13 protein-coding genes are annotated in these 21168 nt (G+C 43.6%); 2 read left to right on the top strand and 11 right to left on the bottom strand.

Features of this window, described 5'->3' with window-relative positions; genetic code table 11:
• Positions 1–254 precede the first annotated feature (254 nt).
• Positions 255–1460 carry a hybrid sensor histidine kinase/response regulator gene (locus D0A37_RS25465; protein WP_445242562.1) on the top strand — a complete coding sequence of 402 codons (1206 nt, stop codon included), beginning with the start codon at positions 255–257 and terminating at the stop codon, positions 1458–1460.
• A gap of 333 nt (positions 1461–1793) precedes the next feature.
• On the opposite strand, the gene D0A37_RS25460 is transcribed toward D0A37_RS25465, so the two are convergent.
• On the bottom strand, positions 1794–1946 hold the full coding sequence (locus tag D0A37_RS25460; protein ID WP_242718680.1) for a hypothetical protein: 153 nt from the start codon (positions 1944–1946) through the stop codon (positions 1794–1796).
• Between the two features lie 196 nt (positions 1947–2142).
• Between D0A37_RS25460 and D0A37_RS25455 the strand changes: the two genes are divergently transcribed.
• Positions 2143–7164 carry a PAS domain S-box protein gene (locus D0A37_RS25455; RefSeq protein ID WP_242718678.1) on the top strand — a complete coding sequence of 1674 codons (5022 nt, stop codon included), beginning with the start codon at positions 2143–2145 and terminating at the stop codon, positions 7162–7164.
• Between the two features lie 144 nt (positions 7165–7308).
• Here D0A37_RS25455 and D0A37_RS25450 read toward each other — a convergent pair whose 3' ends face one another.
• The 10 genes from D0A37_RS25450 to D0A37_RS25405 form a co-directional block, all read right to left on the bottom strand.
• On the bottom strand, positions 7309–7449 hold the full coding sequence (locus D0A37_RS25450) for a hypothetical protein (protein ID WP_242718676.1): 141 nt from the start codon (positions 7447–7449) through the stop codon (positions 7309–7311).
• Between the two features lie 329 nt (positions 7450–7778).
• Entirely contained in the window at positions 7779–9440 is a 1662-nt protein-coding gene (locus D0A37_RS25445; RefSeq protein WP_242718674.1) for a sensor domain-containing diguanylate cyclase, read from the bottom strand.
• A gap of 127 nt (positions 9441–9567) precedes the next feature.
• A complete protein-coding gene (locus D0A37_RS25440) occupies positions 9568–10020 on the bottom strand; it encodes a response regulator (RefSeq protein ID WP_242718672.1) in 453 nt (150 codons plus the stop codon).
• Positions 10017–10187, bottom strand: a complete 171-nt coding sequence (locus D0A37_RS25435) for a hypothetical protein (RefSeq protein ID WP_242718670.1) — start codon at positions 10185–10187, stop codon at positions 10017–10019. Before D0A37_RS25435 ends, D0A37_RS25440 begins: the two co-directional genes overlap by 4 nt.
• Positions 10184–10369, bottom strand: coding sequence for a hypothetical protein (locus D0A37_RS25430; RefSeq protein WP_242718668.1), 186 nt, complete (start codon positions 10367–10369; stop codon positions 10184–10186). Before D0A37_RS25430 ends, D0A37_RS25435 begins: the two co-directional genes overlap by 4 nt.
• Positions 10370–10776: 407 nt before the next feature.
• Entirely contained in the window at positions 10777–12684 is a 1908-nt protein-coding gene (locus D0A37_RS25425) for a PAS domain S-box protein (RefSeq protein ID WP_242718666.1), read from the bottom strand.
• Positions 12685–14625: a response regulator gene (locus D0A37_RS25420; protein WP_242718664.1), complete on the bottom strand. Its 1941-nt coding sequence runs from the start codon at positions 14623–14625 to the stop codon at positions 12685–12687.
• A gap of 286 nt (positions 14626–14911) precedes the next feature.
• Complete coding sequence (locus D0A37_RS25415; RefSeq protein ID WP_242718662.1) at positions 14912–18070, bottom strand: PAS domain S-box protein; 3159 nt, start codon at positions 18068–18070, stop codon at positions 14912–14914.
• The gene (locus tag D0A37_RS25410) at positions 18067–18465 is read right to left on the bottom strand and encodes a response regulator (RefSeq protein WP_242718660.1); all 399 of its coding nucleotides are present in this window, start codon (positions 18463–18465) and stop codon (positions 18067–18069) included. The genes D0A37_RS25415 and D0A37_RS25410 overlap by 4 nt, the downstream gene beginning before the upstream one ends.
• A gap of 59 nt (positions 18466–18524) precedes the next feature.
• Positions 18525–21068 (bottom strand): CBS domain-containing protein, encoded by a 2544-nt coding sequence (locus D0A37_RS25405; protein ID WP_242718658.1) that lies wholly within the window; start codon positions 21066–21068, stop codon positions 18525–18527.
• Positions 21069–21168: the final 100 nt, after the last annotated feature.

Genomic DNA, 21168 nt, shown 5'->3' with positions numbered 1-21168 from the left:
AGCTAACAGACAACTCAAAATCAGTTAAAGCTCACATCTTGCACTATTGTCAGCAACAGGCAAGATGCCTGTTCCACAGAGACTGAATTTTTTGTGTGGTGGGCATCCTACCCGCCCATAAAAGAAAAGAGTGATTGCAAATAAAGGCATCTACGAAGCAACCGGGTTTCGAGAGCCGCCGAAAATCACTTGAATCCGATTTAAACTCACAACCCACAACTAAAAAGTAAAAAATTTGAATGTTTGCCTTGAATATGAACGATAAGAATTCCGAAAGAAGCATCATACTAATTGTCGATGACAACCAAACAAATCTTGACGTACTTTTCGAGTTGTTAAGGAATTACGGGTTTAAAGTATTAGTGGCTCTAGACGGCGAAAGTGCGATCGAGCAAATTGACTACATCCATCCAGACTTGATTCTTTTGGATATCATGATGCCAGGAATTGACGGTTTTGAAACTTGCCGACGTTTGAAAGCAGACCCGTCAACGCAAGATATTCCCATCATATTTATGAGCGCCCTTTCCGATACGCCTGATAAAGTAAGAGGCTTTCAGACAGGAGCCGTTGACTACATCACTAAGCCTTTCCAGCACGAAGAAGTTTTGAGCCGCATTCAAACCCACTTGACAATCCGCAGCTTGCAAAAAAAACTCGAAGAAAAAAACCTCGAACTTGCCCACCTCAACCAAAACCTGGAAAGACTTGTTGAACAAAAAACCAAACAATTAATAAACCAGGAAAAAACAGCCATCATCGGACGTTTGACCCAGGGAATGGTTCACAACCTCAAAAGTCCCCTGCAAGTGATCCAGACTAGCGTCGATTTGATTGAAACAAAAGCCACACAAATTCAAGAAGACTCTCTGTTTAATTATACTAAGTATATATTTCAAGCGGTCACAAAAATCAATCAGATCATGGATACTCTGATGATGAAAAGCCGAAATGAGCAAAAGCAAGATTTGCACCCGGTGAATATCAACGATTTAGTGCAGCGAGAAATTCAGCTATTGGAAGGCAATATGTATTTTAAAAATAAGATTAGAAAAAAATACTTTTATGACGAACAAATTGCCAGTATTCCATTAATTTATTCCTATCTTTCTCAAGTATTTTATAATTTAATCAATAATGCAATGGATGCTATGTGGGAAAAGAAAAGCAGAGAAATAACTATCGTGACTCGGCAAGATGACTCGAACATATACCTGGATATTGCAGATACGGGATGCGGCATATCATCTGAAGACTTGCCAAAACTTTTTGACCCTTTTTACACATCCAAGCCACCTAAAGGCGAGGAAAAAACCGAAGGGGAACCGACAGGAACTGGCCTAGGACTTTATACTTGTATTGAACTTTTAAAGCCTTTTAACGGTGAGATTGCTATTAGCAGCAATGTCGGTCAAGGCAGCGTGTTTACAGTTGTGCTGCCCAAACCGCAGAAAATTTGAGCGACTCAACTGAGTTAAATTGTGTCCGGTTAGACAACCATAATTAAGTTGGTAATTAAATTTGTAGCAAGGAATGCAAGTCTTGGTTCCTCGATCAAGAGAGGACTTGCATTGCTCAATACAAATAGGCGCTAATTGCGGGCAATTAAGCTAACACAATCTCACAGCGTATTTTGTAAATCAACGGTAATTCTCGTAACTTAGTAGTAATACCATTTTGAAAAAATAAGGCCACTTTAGGCAAGCTTTAAACGTCTATTTAAAATCTAAAGTTTCAAAGGCTATCAGCAATGCAAATTCTGATTACTCCGCGCTCTTTTGACTTGCCTCTTGCTATTCCCCTGCCAAAGGTTGTAAATTAAAATAGAGTTGAGTTGCAATATTGGTAAGACTATGATAAGTTTGGGCCACTAGGTTTCGGGCGAGGCGGAGAACTTGCAGCGAACAACTCAATTCTACAAATAAATCTGCGGGGTCTGCAAGCACACAGCCCACTCTCAAGCGTGCGGTTCAAGTTCCCCAATCATGAGCTAGGTAGCTGCATCCCCTGCTGAGATTTTATAATTACTAAAAAATAGCAAAAGGATAGCAGTAAAAAAAATGCCACTGTACGCAAGAACCAAGCTGCGATAGTCGTCAGTCATTCCAAATCTAAAATCTAAAATCTAAAATCTAAAATGGTATGACATCTGTTTTTGAGTCAACTTTAAAGCCTGCTTGTTTGAAAATTCTTTTAGTAGAAGACTGTGCAGAAGATGCAGAACTCATTCAAGAACTGCTGTCTGAACCCCAACTAGGACAATCAATTGATCTGACCAATGTAGTTCGCCTCCGGGAAGCTATAGAAATTTTAAGCGACCAAATTTTTGATGTAATTTTATTAGATCTTTCACTTCCTGACAGCCTAAAATTTAATACTTTTTTCCGCCTTCAAAATTGCGGTATAAATATTCCGATCGTCATTCTGACAGCGGCCGATGACGAAGAACTGGCTGTCGAGTTAATTGCTGCCGGCGCCCAAGATTATTTGGTGAAAAGACAAGTAGACAGCCGCCTGCTGTTGCGGACGCTCAGGTGCGCGATCGCCCGCCAGAAACGGCAAGCAGAATGGCAAAAAAGTCAAGAAAAATACCAGCAGGTTGTTGGCAATATCAAAGAAGTAGTTTTTGAAACAAATACTGCTGGCAATTGGACTTTTCTCAATCCGGCTTGGACGGAAATTACGGGATTTACCGTTGATGAAAGCTTAGGAACTTCCTGTTTGAGTTACATTCATTCTGAGGATAAATACCAATATTTAAATTCGTTTAGAGGTCGCCGACCAAATCAAGAAGCATCCTGTTGTTACCAAAGTCGATATGTTACCAAAAATGGCGAAATTAGGTGGGTGGAAGTCCAAGAATTTTTTATTTTTGGCTGGACCGGCGAGGTGCAGGGTACGACAGGAACTATCAATGATATTACAGATAAAATTTTAGCACTTTCCGAACTCGAAGCTAGTAAAAAGTTTTTGAATTATACGATCGATGCAGTTGCAGACCCACTTTTTGTCAAGGATGAACAGCACCGTTGGATACTGTTAAATGATGCTTTTTGCAAGCTGATCGGGAAGCAGCGCGAGGAACTGCTGGGCAAATCGGATTACGACTTTTTCCCAAAACAAGAAGCTGAGATTTTTTGGCAGAATGACCAACAAGTGTTTAGGACGGGGAAAGAAAACCAGAGCGAGGAAATATTTACGGACGCCAACGGTACAAAGCACATTCTGTCTACTAAAAAAACTGTCTTTGAAAATACCGACGGCAGTAAAATTCTGGTGGGGATAATTCGAGATATCACTGAGGAGAGGCGCAAACAATTAGCCCTGCAAGAAAGCGAAGCTAGACTGCGACAACTTGCTGCCAATTTACCGGGAATAATTTATCAATTTCGCCTCTCAAGCGACGGCCAAAAAAGTTTTCCTTATATTTCTTCGGGGAGCCGCGATTTATATGAATTGGAACCAGAAAATCTTCAGCAGAATCCTCAACTACTTTTTAATTTTATTCATCCAGATGACCGTCAAAAATTTGAAGAATCTATTGCAGTTTCGGCGGCAAATATGCAGCCCTGGCAGCAGGAATGGCGCGTGATTGTACCGTCGGGAAAACTTAAGTGGGTGCGAGGGGTTTCGAGACCGGAACGAGTTGATTGTGCGACGGAAATAGGGCAGGAAGGGGATATAGTTTGGGAAGGCATGGTGCTGGATATTACTGATTTAAAACAGGCAGAAGCAGCTTTGCGGGAGAGCGAAGCCAGATTTCGATCGCTCGTTGAGAATATCCCCGGCGCTATCTGCCGCAGCTTGTACGATGCTGAGTGGACGATGGTATTTATTAGCGATGAAATTGAGGTAATTAGTGGGTATCCTGCTGAGGATTTTCTTCGCAACAACCGCTTGAATTTTGCTAGCCTCGTCCACCAGGCAGACAAGGAAATGGTCGATCGACAAGTCAGCGCAGCAGTAGAGTCGAAACTGCCGTACCATCTAGAATACCGGATTGTGCGTGCTGACGGCGCGGTGCGGTGGATCTCGGAAAGAGGTAGACCAACTTACAATCTAGAAGGGCTAGTTTGGTGGCTCGACAGAGCGATTTTTGATATTACCCATCGCAAACAAGCCGAACTGACTCTGTGCCTGGTAACTCAAGCTGTAGACAGCGCTACTGATGCGATCGCGATCGCCGATTTGGACGGTTATTCCGTTTATCACAATCAAGCATTTATTCAGCGCTACGGCTATACAGTTGAGGAACTCAATAATGCCGGCGGCCCAGCAGTAATGTACCCCAAATCTCAAGATTTGAGAAAGTTATTTAGGGTGCTGCGGAAAGGTTTTTCCTGGGACAGTGAAATAGAAATTAAGAGTAAAAATGGCGATAGTAGAGAAGCTTTATTGCGAGCTAACTGTATTAAAGATAGCGCTAGTCAACCGATAGGAATGATAGCCATAATTGCCGACCTCACAGAAATAAAACGCACCGAATCGGCATTAAAACTCAGTCAAGAGCGATTGCAGTTGGCGGTTTCAGCCAGTTCTTTGGGGCTGTGGGATTGGAATATAGCTACTGGCGAAACTTATTTCGACTTTCATTGGAAATCCATGCTTGGCTACGCAGAAACCGACATTAAAAATAACCTCAAAGGTTGGGAAAGTTTGCTGCATCCAGATGACCGACTGAAGGTAATGGAATCTTTAAATTCATATTTGGAAGGTGAGACTGATATCTATGAAGTTGAATTTCGTATGCTCAACAAAGCGGGCAATTGGCAGTGGATTCTGGGGATGGGCAAGGTAGTCGAGTACGACGAATGGGGTGCGCCGTTGCGGATAACAGGCACTCATAAAGATATCAGCGCCCGCGTTGCAGCAGAAGCCGAAAAAACGCAGTTGATCGCATCTCTGCAAAAACTTGCCGAACAGTTACAAGCCGCGCAAAAAATAGCCCGCATCGGCAATTGGGAATTCGATATCGAGACAGGAATTATTACTTGGTCGGAAGAACTGTTTCGAGTTTACGGTCGAGAAGGGAATCGGCCACCGACAATGGAAGAACTTTTAGAGCAAATTCATTCCGATGACAAAGAAGTTTTTACACAAGTTGTCCAAAAGGCAGTGACTGAAGGGACAGCTTACGACATCGACCACCGCATCTATTTTCCATCAGGAGAAATCAGGCACGTTAACGCTAAAGGACAATCGGTTAAAAATGAGTTTGGTCAGGTGGTGAGGCTGTTTGGCACGGCAATGGATATTACCCACCGCAAAAAAGCCGAAACTGCTTTACAAGAAAGTGAACAGCGATTTCGAGCTGTATTTGAACAAGCGGCGATCGGCATTGTTAAAGTGTGGCCAGACGGTCAATTTTTGAATGCAAATCAAGGCTTTTGCAATATTGTCGGATACTCGGAATTGAAGCTAAAATCGCGAAATGTTGGGGATATATCTCACCCCGACGATGTAGCAGCCGAGGTCGAGTCGCGCGACAGACTGTTAGCTGGAGAAATTTTTAATTATTCCCTGGAAAAACGCTTTATTCGCAAAGACGGTTCATTTGTTTGGACTAATATGACTGTATCATTAGTGCGGGATGGGTTGGGCGAACCTAGCTATGTAATTGCTGTGATTGAAGATATTAGCACTCGCAAACTTGCCGAGGCTATCTTGCGCCAGCAATTAAAGCGAGAACGCCTGGTGGTAGGGATGCTGGAACGCATTCGCTCTTCTCTAAATTTAGAAGAAATTTTGACAAAAACTGTTGCTGAAGTACGGCAATTTTTACAAACAGACCGGACTGTTATTTATCAGTTTAATCCCGATTGGAGCGGTTTTATAACTGTCGAGTCTGTGGGCGAAAATTGGCTGCCTATTCAGGGAATAACTATTAAAGATTCCTGCTTGGAAGACAGCTCGGCCTCTGCTTACGAAAACGGTCGCCCTCTACCTGTAGATGATATTTACAAAGCAGGCCTTTCTGAGTGTTACATTAACTTATTAAGTCAATTTCAGGTGCGAGCTAATTTGGTAGTGCCGATTTTGCAAGGCGAGAAGTTGTGGGGGCTATTGATTGCTCACGAGTGCGCGGGCCCCCGTCACTGGCTGGAAATTGAGGTCGAGTGTCTCAAACAAATTAGCGTGCAGTTGGCGATCGCGATCCAGCAATCAATGCTGTTTGAGCAAGCACAAAGTGAAATTGCCGATCGCAAACAAGCCGAGTCAGCTTTGCAGGAATCGGAAGCGCGAGAACGTTCAAAAGCCCTAGAGTTAGAAGCAGCTATTAACAAACTCAGAACTACTCAAGCTCAGCTTGTTCAGAATGAAAAAATGGTGAGTTTGGGTCAGTTAGTTGCTGGTGTTGCTCACGAAATTAATAACCCTGTTAGCTTTATTCACTGCAATCTCACTCCCGCTCGTAATTACACTTTAGATTTGCTGGAATTAATTAAATTTTACCAGCATTACTGTCCTAATCCTCCAGCCCAAGTCTTGGAGAAAATTAATGAAATAGACTTGGATTATATTGCTGAGGATTTCCCGAAATTGTTTAATTCGATGCAAGTAGGAACCGAGCGAATTGTCGAGATCGTGAAATCGTTGCGTAATTTTTCCCGATTGGACGAGTCCGCTGGGAAGTCGGTCAATATTCACGAGGGAATTGATAGCACTTTGATGATTTTGCAAAATCGGTTGAAATCTCCCAGCAGTCATCGGGAAATTCAGATTGTTAAAGATTACCAACTATTGCCGCCAATTGAATGTTTTCCGGGCGAGTTGAATCAGGTATTTATGAATATTTTAATTAATGCGATCGATGCTTTGGAAGAACGGGACAAGCAGCGTCCGATCGAGGAGTGCGATCGACATCCCAGCACGATCGCTATTCGCAGCTATCAGGCGGGTGCCGGTTTCGTAGCGGTATCTATTGCCGACAACGGGCGGGGGATACCAGAGTCAGTGCGATCGAGGCTGTTTGACCCATTTTTCACGACTAAACCTGTGGGCAAGGGCACGGGTTTGGGATTGTCGATTTCTCACTCGATTATCGTCGATCGCCACGGCGGCAGATTGAGCTGTATTTCGACACCGGGTGAGGGAGCGGAGTTTTTGATTGAAATTCCAGTGCGGCCGATTTTAACTGGTAGAAATTCAAATTTAGGGCAATAAATTAGAAATTTGCAATTAGAAATTCGGCAGCAGAAATGGGTAATATCTCACATCTTGCACCATTCTCAAGAACAGGCAAGATGCCTGTTCCACAAAGAGTGAATTTTCTTGTGGAACAGGCATCTTGCCTGTTCCTAAACGAACTCAAATATGGGGCAATAAATTAGCAATTGGTAATTGGAAATTGGGCAGCGGAAATGGGTAATATCTCACATCTTGCACCATTCTCAAGAACAGGCAAGATGCCTGTTCCACAAAGAGTGAATTTTCTTGTGGAACAGGCATCTTGCCTGTTCCTAAACAAGTAATTGAGAATGGTGCAACATCTCAGTAACATCAAAGAGTGAATTTTCTTGTGGAACAGGCATCTTGCCTGTTCGTAAACAAGTAATTGAGAATAGTGCAACATCTCAGTAATATCAAATACCCAAGCATTGGAATTATAGCCTGCAAGCGAGCATTCTCCTTGCTCCGGGTCAATCGATCGCATTCCGCTGGCACTGCACTCCGAAAATTATTATTCCGATGCAAAGGTCAACAATATGAGTTCTGAATTTTGAGTAAAAAATTAAACACGATATTAGTAATTATCAATTACCAATTACCTTCAACTTTTACATAAAAATCGGGGAAGATTCCGAATTACTGCTGGCGTGACAAATGCGATTTTTGCCTGCGGTTTTGGCTTGATAAAGGGCGCTGTCAGCGCTGCGAATTAGGGTGTTGGGAGATTCTTGGACAGAAGGAATCACTGTCGCAATGCCGCAACTGAGGGTAACGTAGGGGCCGATCGACGATCGCGCGTGGGGCAGTTTCAAGCTGGCGATGCCGTCGCAAATTTTCCGGGCGACAGCGTTTGCCCCTTCGGCGCTAGTGTTGGGCAGCACTACGGCAAATTCTTCCCCACCGTAGCGGGCGGCCAGATCCCCAGCCCGGTTGGTGGATCTGGCGATCTCCCCAGCAACTTGGCGCAAACAATCGTCCCCGCCGAGGTGCCCATAAAAATCGTTGTAAAGTTTAAAAAAGTCGATGTCCAACATAATTAGAGACAGGGGCAGTTGCTCTCTTGCCAATCTGCGCCACTCTAATCTCAAAACGCGATCGAACTGGCGGCGATTGGCAATGCCAGTCAGTCCGTCAGTAGTTGCCAGTTGCTGCAATTTTTGATTGGCTATTGCTAGCTTGCGGTAAAGTTGAGATTGTTCGATCGCGATCGCCACTTGATTTGCCAAGTGCTGTAAAAAATCTATTTCCCACTGCTGCCATTCCCTGACACCGCTGCAATTGTATGCTGTCAGCATTCCCCACAAAATATTGCCATTTTCTGCGATCGAATCCGGCAAATTTTTACCCGGGGTCTGCGGTTGGCCAGTCGTCTGCTGCCAGATATAATTTTCCGCTGCATCTAGATTTTTTTCGGCTTCCCAAACAAGGGCTTCTTCTGTTTCTTTTGCCGTTTCCCAGTCGCCTGATTGCCAAATTGGCACGCTAATAACTGCTGTCATTTCACAATCTGCCAGCAATTCTTTGCAACTGCCAGCCAAGGGGGCAGTGCTGACATCTGCTATTGCTTGTACCGACTGGGATTCGACTAAAACAAAGCATGACACCGCCAAAGCAGCACTAATAGTTTGGTTTTCAATATAACCTTCTGGCAAACCGTCACCGGCGACGATCGCACCTTTTTGCTCTTCCCCGTCCAATTGAGGCACCCAATCCTGACAGCGATAAATTAAAACGCGGTCTGTTTGGAGAAATTGGCGCACTTCTGCAACGGTATTTTGGAGAATGCTGGCCGGATCTATTGACGATCGAATATGTTCGATCATTTTGCCCAACAGCCGCTGTCGCAGAGCCTGCTGCCGCAATTGTTCTTCGATTTCCTGGCGTTCGATCGCGTAATGGATTGCCCGCACCAGCAGAGTTCTGTGAAATCTTCCCTTTACCAAACAATCTTGAGCGCCCCAGCGCAATACCGACCGGGCCATATTTTCATCGCTTATATCTGTCAGCACCACAATTGGCAATGTGGGCCATCGCGCTTTCAAAACTGCGATCGCCTCGCTTCCCCTCAAGCTGTCTGACACTGACAAATCTAATAGTACGGCGTCAAACTTTTCTACTTCCAGACACCCGGCTCCTATCTCCAGAGACTTAACCGTTTGGAGAAGAAATAAAGACTCGCTGAATGACCCTAGAAGGTCTTCGATCATTGTCGGAGTTCCGAGGTCATCCTCAACCAACAAAATTTTCAAACATTGCTTACGAGTTAACACAACTATAGGTTTGGAGCGGGTCTAAGGAAACTTTTTTGTTTTGACACCGATACTTGCGCTCGGCCAATATGGCTGCTTCTCAAATTCACTATACACTTAAACTAGGGATTTAGCCCTACATTAAAGTTTACATATCTGGCGGGAGTGAAACGATTTCAAACCAATACTCACATAAAGTCTTCATTACTTCAAGCAATCCTTCAAAAGTGACTGGTTTGGATATGAAAGAATTGGCTCCCAATCTGTAGCAAAGCAAGATATCTCCTCTGCGGTGGGAAGTTGTGAGCATTACAACCGGAATGTGTTGCAAATGGGGGTCTGATCTGATTGAAGTTAGTGTTTCGCGCCCGTCCAGCCTCGGCATATTCAGATCCAAAAGTATCAAGTCTGGCTGATGCCAATTGCTGCTAGCAAAATATTGACCCCGACGGTACAAGTAGTCTAGCACCTGTTCTCCATTTTCCACAAATTCGCTCGTAATTGCTAATCGAACTTCTCGCAGTGCTTCCTCCATCAAAAAGCGCGTATCCTCGTCATCGTTTGCTATTAAAAGAGTAAATTTTTTCTTTTTATAATTCACCGCTTTGCCTCACTCCGAACGTCTTTTGTGAGGTTGCGGGATTTTGAGCCGTGTCTGAGTACCTGCACAGCATCTCTTGCCATCATTCGGTAAATCTGTCTGAGAACACTGAAAGTGTGTTGCAGTAATTTACGATTTTTCTCGATTTGCAAAGGTTTGCGAATCATGCTTGTTTCACTTCCCAGTCTGTCCGAGAAGCGGCAAACTGCAAACACATCACAAATCCTTCTGGGCGAACTACTAGCGAAACTATTGCATCCCAAAGCAAGATGCTCTGGATACAGTTGAAAAAAATTAACAAGTCTTGCGCGCACCGCTGATTTATAAGTTGTATAAGGATAGATCTCATAGATTTATATTGATAGATTTTTAGCTCCATGTCATCAGTGAATATGCTACACTTTATAAGCATTTTTGTAAAGAAAAGATAAAGATATTTAAAGCTTAAGTAAAGGACGGGTGACAATCAAGCAATTCGGTGACAAGCCCCCGCATTCATCCGTGAATCGAGAAAAAAGCTCCGAATCTTCATCACAAGCCCCGGGATTTACAGCGTATTCCAGCTTTATAAATTACACCCCAGAAACCGGGTTTCTTTAGAGTTCTCGCATCCTTACTGATTCTGTTCAAGAAATCCGGTTTCTCTGTACTACATTTATATGGAATATGCTGTATCAGTGAGGTCGCTTTTTTCAATTCTAAAATCTAAAATATAAAATATAAAATCGATTGACTGCTTCAGGCGGGCTGCTGACTTCACTTTGGTAGAGGAATAGAAAAATAAAAAGTCGAGCCTCGATTGGGTTCTGATTCTACCCAAAGGCTGCCGCCGTGCCGCTCGACAATTCTTTGACAAATCGCTAAACCGATCCCAGTTCCCGAATAATGTTTTTGGGTGTGCAAGCGCTGAAAAATCTGAAAAATTCGCGGATGATACTGTGAGGCAATCCCAATCCCATTATCCTGCACTGAAAACACCCAGCTATCGCCCTGACGCGAAGCGTCCACATGCACCACCGGTGGCTCACTGCTGCGGTACTTAATGGCGTTACCAATTAAATTTTGAAACAGTTGCAGCAGTTGAAAACAGTCACCTGTTACCCTGGGCAAATCCCCCTTAGTAACAGAAGCTTGATTCTCGCGGATGGCTAAGTACAAATTAGCACAAGCATCCTCAAAAACCCGATTGCAATCTATGAGATCAAAAGGTTTCTGACTGCGACCGACCCGTGAATACTCCAGCAAGTCATCAATCAGCGCCTGCATCCGCTCGCAAGAATTAACAATATTGCGGATAAATTTATTCCCTTGGGCATCAAGTTGGTTGGAAGAGCGTTTTTCTAATAGTTGAGCGTAGCCGGCAATCGTGCTCAAAGGCGCTTGCAAATCGTGAGAAGCCACGTAGGCAAACTGTTCTAGTTCGGCATTAGAACGAGTTAATTCTTGAGCGTAGCGGGTTTGAGCGTCTAAACTCTCTTGCAGCAATTCTTGTACCAGCTTGCGTTCGGAAATATCCTCGATCGCACAAATCAAATACTGCACTGTCCCCTTGACATCGCGCATTGCCGAAACAGTAACATTCGCCCACCGCACTGCCTCATCTTTGCAGAGCAAACGCTTTTCCAGAGAAAAAGTTTGAATTTTCCCCGATAAGAGCGATCGCACGTATTCTCTGTCAGCTTCTCTGTCATCCGGGTGAGTAATTGCCTGCCAATTTTGCTGTAACAATTCCGATTCTGCATAGCGGACAATTTGACAAAAGCCAGGATTTACTCGGATAAATTGACCACAGAGCGCGGTTTTAGCTATGCCGACTGCCGCTTGCTCGAATATCGCGCGGAAGCGTTCTTCGCTCTCTCGCAGGGCAATTTCTGCTCGTTTGCGCTCGGTAATGTTGCGAAATGTGACTGCCAGACCGTCGTTTAATTTGACCGCAACAAGGTGCAGCCAAACAATTGTATCTTGCTCATGTTTGTAAGAAAATTCTTGGTCTACAGTTTCTCCTGTTTCTACTACAGAAACATACAAATCAAATAACTCGCTATTGCTAACTTGGGAAATTTTGGCTAACAAATTCTTGCCAACGATCTCATTTAATAGTAGACCATAAAATTTTTCCGCAGCCGGGTTGATCAACAACCACTGGAAATCTACAATATTTCCCTCACGGTTGCGGACGGCAGAATAAGCCACCACACAGTCTAAGGAACTATTTAATATGCTAGCAAGCAGCGACTGCGACTGTTGCAATTGATTATTTTGTTCTTTTAATTGCTGTTGCAGTCTTTGCAAGCCGACTTGCTTGTCGATGCGCGCTAAAACTTCTTCTACTTGAAATGGTTTAGTAATATAGTCGGCTCCTCCTACTCGAAAAGCTTGTAATTTATCGTTCATTTCATCTAATACACTTAAAAATATCACCGGAATTTGTTCGGTTTCTGGTGTCGCTTTCAGTCTCCGACAAACTTCATAACCGTTCATTTCCGGCATTCTAATGTCGAGTAAAATTAAATCCGGGCAATGGGCGATCGCAACATTCAACGCCAGTTGACCGCAAATAGCTCGGTAAACTTGATATCCCTGGGATGTTAGCAGTTTGGATAAGAACCGCAGATTGCTCGGCTGGTCATCAACCACCAATACTTTAATTTCGCTATTATCCATTTATTTTAAACTCGATTCAGTTAAATCCAGGATCTTGTCGAGTCGGTAATCGGCAAGCAAATCTTTTAAAGCATGAGCTAAAGTTGGATGACTTTCCCCGATGCGATCGACAAGTTGAATCGCCAGCTCTTCATTAACATCATTAGCTGCATCGTAGAGATCCTGCACCCAGCTTTGAGGCATCTGGGCCAGCAGCCCTCCGAAAAATGAATCGGGTTTTTCGCTCACGCAATAACGCCGTAAAGCCCCCACTGGGAGCCGGGGCAACTCTTGATAAAGATAGCGCACTCCCAAGTAGCAAGCCATCTTATCAAAGAGGGTTTGTTCTTGAAAAGGTTTCCGCACAAAATCGTCGCAACCTGCGGCGATAATTTCGCCTTTTTTTTCCTCAAAAGTGCTAGCAGTCAGAGCAATAATTACAGTTCGCCACTGAGTTTCTTTCTCTTTCGCTCTAATTTGTCGGACAGCTTCAAAACCGTCCATTACTGGCATTCGCGTATCCAGCCAAATTAAATGAGGCTGCCAACTTTCCCAAATTTCAACCGCTTGGTAGCCATTTTCCGCTTCTCGGACTTCAAAACCAATTGTTTGCAACATTTTAACCACCAGCAGCCGATTTTCTTGATTGTCGTCAACTGCTAAAATCCGATAAACCGGTTGATCGGCTTCTAGTCCAATCACCCGCTGCAATGTTGCTACTGTTATTTCAGACGAAATAGCCGCAAATACTCGGATATTAAATTTAAAACTGGTTCCCTCGCCTAAAACACTTTTTACCCAAATATCCCCGCCCATAATCTGCACGTATTTTTTAGTAATTGTCAAACCCAACCCCGTACCATCAGCCGCTTTTCTCCCCGCTTGTGTTTGCACGAAAGCATCAAATAAAGTATCAATTTCTGCTGTTGGTATGCCAACTCCCGTATCTTCAACTTCAAATAAAATTAATACTGGTGCGACTGAGTTAGAGTTAGGATGAGTTTCCAATTCTCTCGGCTGTGGCTGGTTGCTTTCCACGCTCACGCGCAGCCAAATACGGCCACCGTCGAGAGTAAATTTCATGGCATTTCCCAGCAGGTTAATTAAGCATACGCGCAGCTTTTTTTCGTCAGTTTTTATATATTGGGGAACATTCGCCTCCACGGAAAATCTCAGTTGCAATTTTTTGGTTTCAGCTTTGATTTGAAACATTTCTTCGAGACTGTCGAGGAGTTGATAAAGGTCAAAGCTACGTTCATCTAAGCCAATTATCCCTGCTTCTATTTTCGACAAGTCTAAAACATCGTTAATTAGTTCCAGCAAATGTTGACCGCTGCGGTTAATAATGCGGAGATTTTCGAGATTTTCTTGGTTGAGTAAAGAGTCGCGGCTCATGAGTTGGGTAAAACCTAGGATGGCGTTCAGGGGAGTCCGCAGTTCGTGGCTCATGTTGGCAACAAATTGACTTTTTGCGAGCGATGCAGCGGCCGCTGCTTCTTCGGCTTTTTTGCGTTCTATTATTTCTTGTTGCAGTTCTTTATTGCGCTCAATCAATTGTTGTTTCAGTCTTTGGATAGTCAGTTGGTGTTCAATTCGCGCTAAAACTTCTGCTACATGAAATGGTTTTGTAATAAAATCTACCCCTCCCACCTTAAAGGCGGTTAGTTTGTCCAATACTTCATCTAAAGCGCTAATAAAAATAACTGGAATTTCTGATGTTTGCGGATCTGCCTTGAGCTGTATGCAGACTTCGTAGCCGTCCATGTCCGGCATTTTGATGTCGAGTAAAATCAAATCGGGAGAACCAGATCGCGCGGCTCTGATGGCCATTTTGCCGTTAATTACGCCTCGGACTGTGTAGCCCCGATCGGACAGCGTTGCTGATAAAACTTGCAAATTTTCGGGAGTATCGTCAACAATTAATATGTTGGCTTTATTCTCTTCTGTTTGAGTGCTGGTCATCTATCTCTATTTTTTGTTAATTTAAGAATAGTTGAAATTTTGAAAACGGGTTAAATACTTACTATAGCACTACTGCCGGGAGCGAGGTCTTTTATATTTACAGAACTTATCTTAGTTGAGATTTAAGATTTGAGATTAAAGAATTGGGAATGACTGATGATTACCAGGGTGTGCAGCTTGGCTACAAGTAAATTAGCCGATCGCCTGCAGGCGAGTTTACAAATAGGCGATCGACCTACATCATCCATAATCCTGAACCTGCCCCTCTCCTTTCTTCTTTCATCCTTCAACAATTTCTAAACTCTTCAATTAAATCGATAATCCGATCGCATCGGAAGTTATTCGCCAAATCGGCGATCGCGCTGCGGAAACTAGCATTAATAGGAGGAATCGACAACAACAGCCGAAAAATCTCCTCGTTATCAACCGCATCCGCGGCAGAATACAATTTATCAACCCATTCAGCAGGCATAGCTTCCAAAAATGAACTATTGAGCGTACAAGCCAAATCAGCCGTTTCAGTTGCCGTGGAAACCTCGGCGAACACCGCAGGATCAGAACTTAGCGAAGCTTCTCGATCGTAAACATAGCGGACTCCCAAATACTTAGCCATCTTTTCCAGAATCACTTGCTCCCGAAAAGGCTTCGCTACAAAATCATCGCACCCAGCAGACAAAATCAGCGATCGCTCCTCATCAAAAGCACTTGCAGTCAGAGCAATAATCACCGTTGCTTGACCTTTCAAATGCGCTTTAATCTGTTTAGTAGCTTCGTAACCGTCCATCACCGGCATCCGCATATCCATCCAAATCAAATGAGGTTCCCAACTCGACCACATTTCCACAGCTTGAAGCCCATTTTCCGCGTCCTTCACCGCAAAGCCCAGCGATGTCAGCATTCTGACCAACAGCAAGCGGCTTTCCAGGCGATCGTCAACAGCTAAAATCCGGTATTCAGGCTGTCCGGGTTCCAGCCCCACCACTCGGCGAGCTGTTTGAGCCACCTGAATTTCCACTGCATTAGGGAGCGAAACTTTAACATCAAATTTAAAAATGCTGCCGCGACCGAGGGTGCTTGTTACCGTAATTTTCCCCCCCATTAACTGAACAAACTGTTTACTGATTGGCAAGCCTAAACCGGTTCCTTCTTGAGCTTTTTTTCCGCTTTCTGTTTGCGCGAAAGGTTTAAACAAATTCTCCATTTCTTCCGCAGAAATTCCTGAGCCAGTGTCTTGCACTTCAAATAGTAAATAGCAACTGTCAATTAGCGGAATCTCTCCATGAGTTTTAGTTTTTAACTCCTCATGTTTAATTCTCAAATTAACACCACCTTCCGTAGTAAACTTAATAGCATTTCCGACTACATTTATCAAGACTTGGCGCAACTTGCTTTCGTCGGCTTCTATATATTTAGGTAGGTCTGGTGGGTAATCAAAAATTAACTGCAACCCTTTTTTTTCGGCTTGCAGCTTCAGCATATTTTCAGTGTTTTTTAGCATTTTGTGCAAGTCAAAGGTGCTGTTATTAAGTGTCACCAGCCCGACTTCAATTTTTGACATTTGTAGAATATTGTTAATCAAAACTAGCAAATGTTCCCCGCTCTGGCTAATAATTCCTAAGTATTGCTGTTGGTCGGCACCGAGGTCGGGGTCGCGGGCCAGCAGTTGGCTGAAACCGAGAATTGCGTTGAGGGGAGTTCGCAATTCGTGGCTCATATTCGAGAGAAATTCGCTTTTTGCCCGGTTCGCTCTGTCGGCTTCTTCTTTGGCTTTTTGCAGGGCTATTTCAGCTTGTTTGCGTTCGGTAATATCGCTAGCAGTGCCTGTTGTGCCGATGATGTTTCCTTCAGCGTCCATGCGCGCGATCGCCTTGGTATTTACATCAATCTTTCTGCCGTCTTTGCCTAATACTATATTTTCGTACTGAAACACAGTTTTTCCCGTCAGCAAGCGCTGCTGAAGTTCCCATTTCCAGTCTATTTCTCCTGGGGCCAAGAAATCGCTAAAAGAACAGCCGAGCATTTCTTCAGGTTCGTAACCGTAGATTTGTTTAACTGCTTGGTTCACAAAAGTAATGTGTCCTTCAGCATTGCAAGACCAGATAATATCTTGGGAAGTTTCAACTAAATGACGGTATTTTTCTTCGCTCTCTGCAAGAGCTATTTCTGCCAGCTTGCGTGGGGTAATGTCCATCAAAGTTGTGAATAGTTTTGTCACTTGACCTTGTTGGTTGACAACTACTTCTCCTCTGGCTTCCATGTAGCGGATGAAGCCGGCTTCACTTATTTTTGGCTGGCAATTATCCGCAGCGATTTTCGGTTCCTGCCGCAGAATTCGATATTCCAAACTGTAACATTGCCCGCTAGCAATAGCAGTATCGAGCGTTGTTTGCCACTTTTGTCGATCGTCCGGATGCACGTATTGCGAAAACTCAGTTAGTGTGGGCGCAGGCTGGGTTGGATCGAGGCCAAAAATCCGAGATAACTCTTCTGACCAAGTAGTTGTGTTGGCAGAGAAATCGCATTCCCAATTACCGACACGGGCGATTCTTTGTGCTGCTGCTAAAGAAGCCGCTACAGCTCGGAGTTTTTCTTCGGCTAATTTGCGATCGCTAATATCTTGAATCACAGAAATCATGCAGGTTTCGCCATGAATGTCAATGATTTCTGCTGACAGCAGCCCGGTTCGGAGTCCCCCTGTTTTAGTGCGAAAATCAAATTCGTAGTTGAGAATAATTTGTTTCTCATCTAACATTTTAAACAAGTCGGCGCGGGCTTGTATATTATCCCACAGATTCAAATCAAGCGCCGTGCGATCGAGGATTTCTGCGGCTGAATAACCGATTGTCTGGCAAAAAGCCTGATTAATTTCTAAATAACGACCGTCCTTAAGTCTGGTAATAGCAATCGGGTTGGGAGAAGAACGAAAAGCTTTAGCAAACTTTTCCTCAGACAAGCGCAGTTGTGCAGTCCGCTCCTCGACTAAAGTTTCCAATTCTTGATTTAGCTTTTGGAGTTGAGCATTTTGTTCCGCTAATTGCTTCTCCCTAAAATAGCTGTTAATCGCTTCTTTTACCGTCAACTTCAAATCTTCTGACTGCCAAGGTTTCGATATGTATCGGTACAATTTAGCATATTTAATCGTATTCGCCACCGCTTCTAGGTCGGCTTGCCCCGTCAGCATAATTTTGATAGTTTTTGGCGAAATTCTGTGAATCTGCTTCAGCAATTCATCCCCTTTGATATTCGGCATCAGATAGTCGGAAATAACTGCTACAATTTCGCTGCCCTCGGTCAGTAATTCCTCTATTAACTCTAAAGCATCTTCGCCGCCTTCAGCGGTTTCTAATAAATGTTCTTCCCCCAGAGTTTTTTTTAACTCAATTTTCAAACTTTCCAGAATTATTGGTTCGTCATCCACGCAAATAATCACAGGTTTATTGTTCATATTTTTGTCAAACCAGATTTTATAGTTTCTACTAATTCTTTGCGCTCCCACGGCTTGTACAAACAACGGTGCAAGTTTGCTTGCTCTTTCACTCGTGCTATTGCTACTTCGTCGGCTTGCCCGGTCAGCATGACTTTCACAATATTAGGATATTTTTTGTGAACCATAATCAAAAAATCATCTCCTTTAATACCCGGCATTAACCAGTCCGATACTATGACCAAAATATCACTTTCATCTTCTTTTTGAATTTCCTCCATAATTTCCAGAGCTTCATCTGCATTTTCTGCTACTTCATAGAGGTAAGCATCCCCAAATTCTTTTTTAAGTTGAATTTTTAAACTATTTAAGACCACCACTTCATCGTCAACGCACAAAATTATTGGTTTAGACATAAAACTTTACTTCTATTAAATTTTAAAACTTGGGCTTTCCCCTCTTTTTTTAATTGCTCTCAAGGAATTTCGATGGGCAAGGATATAGTAAATTTTGTTTCACCAGGCACGCTTTCTACTTGCAGTTCACCTTGGTGTTTTTGTAGAATTTTTTGAACTATATCTAATCCCAAACCACTGCCTTCCCCGGGAGGTTTAGTCGTGAAAAAAGGCTCAAAAATTCTCGGCATAATTTCTGGGGGAATGCCGGGACCACTGTCGGTAATACTGACTGATATTACGTCCCCTTGGTGTTTGATATCAATTTTTAACACTCCTTTGTTACCCATCGCTTGTAAAGCATTGTGAACCAAATTTGTCCAAATTTGATTGAGTTCATCAGGATAGCATAGCACAGAGGGCAAATTAGTACCATAGTTTCTGACTACTTCCACACCGTGTTTAATTTGGTAGTGGTAAAGCGTTAAAACAGTATCAATACCGTCGGTAATATTAGCGATTACTTTGGAACCAGACTGGTCGTAACGAGAGTAGCTTTTTAAAGCAAAAACGATTTTAGCGGCTCTATCCGTGGCCGTAGCAATATTTTTAGTGCTTTTTTGTACCGTAGCAAATTGGTAGGCAGTTTGTACAATATTTCGACTTTGGCTGTCTTTCAACAAAGGTAAAAAACCTTCTACATTATTGCCGATGCCGATATCTAATAAAGTACAGGCAAGACTGGCGGCGTCGTCAATGTTTTCTGATTCTAATTGTCGCTGCAGAAGTTTTTTTAACTGACGTTTTTCTTTGCTAGATAATGTATCTGTTTCTTGACTGGACTTGTGTAGCAAAGCAAACAAATCCTGTCGCCGTTGTGGGGATAGTTGTTGAAAAAATATCGGCAACTGCTGCAATTGTTCAGTCCAGAAGTCGGCGATGTTCTGCACCGAAGAGCGAATCGCCCCTAAAGGAGAATTGATTTCATGAGCCACTCCGGCAATTAACTGTCCGAGGGCTGCCATTTTTTCTGATTGAATGAGTTCTTTTTGAGTGCGCTTCAGTTCTTCTAAGGTATGAGATAATTCTGCATTTTTTTGGCACAGCGCGGACTCGGCTATTTTGCGGGCATTGATGTTGCGGGCAACCCAAATGACTGCATCTTGTGAGAAGAGAGAAATGCAGGCGGAAAACCAAATTGTGCGACCACAAACTGTTAAGCTGTAGTCAAAATTGAGAGTTTGTTGTGTTTCTAACACTTGCTGAACTAACACCCACCAATCATCTGGGTTTTCATCGTCAAAAAAATGTTCTATGGTCAAGCTAAGTATATCGCAATCAGGCTCAGGAGCCGCTGCCACATTCGTTGGCAAAACTTCTATGTTCCGCTGACTGTCTAGCACGAGAACGATGTCTGTCATCGCTTCAAAAACGGCGCGGACTTTCCTTTCGGAAAAGTGCAATTTTTCTTCGAGCAATTTTCGATCGCTAATTTGTTGCTGCAATTCTTCGTTACTGGCTGCTAGTTGAACCGTGCGGTCTAGAACTCGCTGTTCGAGTTCCGTGTTGAGGCGGCGAACTTCAGCTTCAGCGGTGGTGCGGTCTTGTATCTCCTTTTTTAACTGACTGTTGGCATTAATTAATTCTAAAGTTCGCTGTTTGATTTGTTCTTCCAAGTTATCATTTAAAATTCGCAATTTTTCCTCGACCTCTGTTCTCCGCAACGCTTCTTTTTGCAACTCTTCGTTCATTTTGTTCAACTCCTGAATTTTGTCGGCAACAGTTTCCTGCAAAAGCTCGACATTGGCGTGCATTTCTACCGGATCTAAGGCCTCCAGCAAGCTAATTTCAGTCACAATTCCGGCTAAATATCCTTCCTCGTCCACCACCACCAAGCGCCGGATATGGTGCTGCTGCATTAACTGGTGAGCCTGCCATAAGGTGGCTTTTGCCTGCAACGGTATCAGCGGAAAACTCATCGCGACGGTGACTGGAGTACCTGCGAAATCTAGTCCAGAAGCTTGGAATTCAACAATGTCGCGTTCTGTAATTATGCCCACAGGTTTCTGATTTTTGTTGTCGCTTTCAGTGCAAATGACTATGCAGCTTTTCCGCTGGGTTCTCATCTGTTTTACGACTTCTAAAACTGAGGCGCTGCTTGAGGTAACTATTACTTGTGTGGTCATAATTTCTTCGGCGCGCCACATTTTTAACAAATCGGCCGGTTTGAGGATTTGACGGATGCTTTCACAGGTGATAGCGCCTAGCAAGTTGCCACCTTCATCTGTGAGGGGTAAATGACGGATTCTTTTCGATCGCAATATGCTCAATACCTTGAAGATATTTCCCTCCTGATCGAGGGAAATAGCGATCGGGTTTTCAGTCATTACCTCAGAAATTGCCACCCCTGCTAGCGGTATTTCGCTAGCAGTTATTTTCACAACATCGCGTTCTGTAAAAATTCCGAGCAGTTGCTGCTCAAACGCAATTAAAATGCAACTGGCACCCGCCTGAGTCATGGCAGCAATTGCGACTTTCAAGGGTGTATCTGGAGGCACCACCGGCGGTTTGGGGTCGATCGCCTGTTCTAGCAAGCTTTGGGTATCAGAAACTGTTGTTGACATGGGCAAATTAAAGGGGAGGGATGCAGGCGGAACCGCCACTTAATAACATTTTAGATTTCAGATTTTACACTCGCGACACACTCACGGCAATCGAGACTTG

This window comes from Microcoleus vaginatus HSN003 (assembly GCF_022701255.1).
GTDB classification, from domain to species: Bacteria; Cyanobacteriota; Cyanobacteriia; order Cyanobacteriales; family Microcoleaceae; genus Microcoleus; species Microcoleus vaginatus_B.
Note: the sequence above shows the minus strand (reverse complement) of the source record. Positions and strands in the feature narration are given on the sequence as shown.

Excerpts from the sequence above, each read along its gene's own strand:
- D0A37_RS25465 (WP_445242562.1), top strand. The coding sequence starts at position 255 with ATGAACGATAAGAATTCCGAAAGAAGCATCATACTAATTGTCGATGAC.
- D0A37_RS25455 (WP_242718678.1), top strand. The coding sequence starts at position 2,143 with ATGACATCTGTTTTTGAGTCAACTTTAAAGCCTGCTTGTTTGAAAATT.
- D0A37_RS25450 (WP_242718676.1), bottom strand. The coding sequence starts at position 7,449 with ATGCCTGTTCCACAAGAAAATTCACTCTTTGTGGAACAGGCATCTTGC.
- D0A37_RS25435 (WP_242718670.1), bottom strand. The coding sequence starts at position 10,187 with ATGATTCGCAAACCTTTGCAAATCGAGAAAAATCGTAAATTACTGCAA.
- D0A37_RS25430 (WP_242718668.1), bottom strand. The coding sequence starts at position 10,369 with ATGAGATCTATCCTTATACAACTTATAAATCAGCGGTGCGCGCAAGAC.
- D0A37_RS25425 (WP_242718666.1), bottom strand. The coding sequence starts at position 12,684 with ATGGATAATAGCGAAATTAAAGTATTGGTGGTTGATGACCAGCCGAGC.
- D0A37_RS25420 (WP_242718664.1), bottom strand. The coding sequence starts at position 14,625 with ATGACCAGCACTCAAACAGAAGAGAATAAAGCCAACATATTAATTGTT.
- D0A37_RS25415 (WP_242718662.1), bottom strand. The coding sequence starts at position 18,070 with ATGAACAATAAACCTGTGATTATTTGCGTGGATGACGAACCAATAATT.
- D0A37_RS25410 (WP_242718660.1), bottom strand. The coding sequence starts at position 18,465 with ATGTCTAAACCAATAATTTTGTGCGTTGACGATGAAGTGGTGGTCTTA.
- D0A37_RS25405 (WP_242718658.1), bottom strand. The coding sequence starts at position 21,068 with ATGTCAACAACAGTTTCTGATACCCAAAGCTTGCTAGAACAGGCGATC.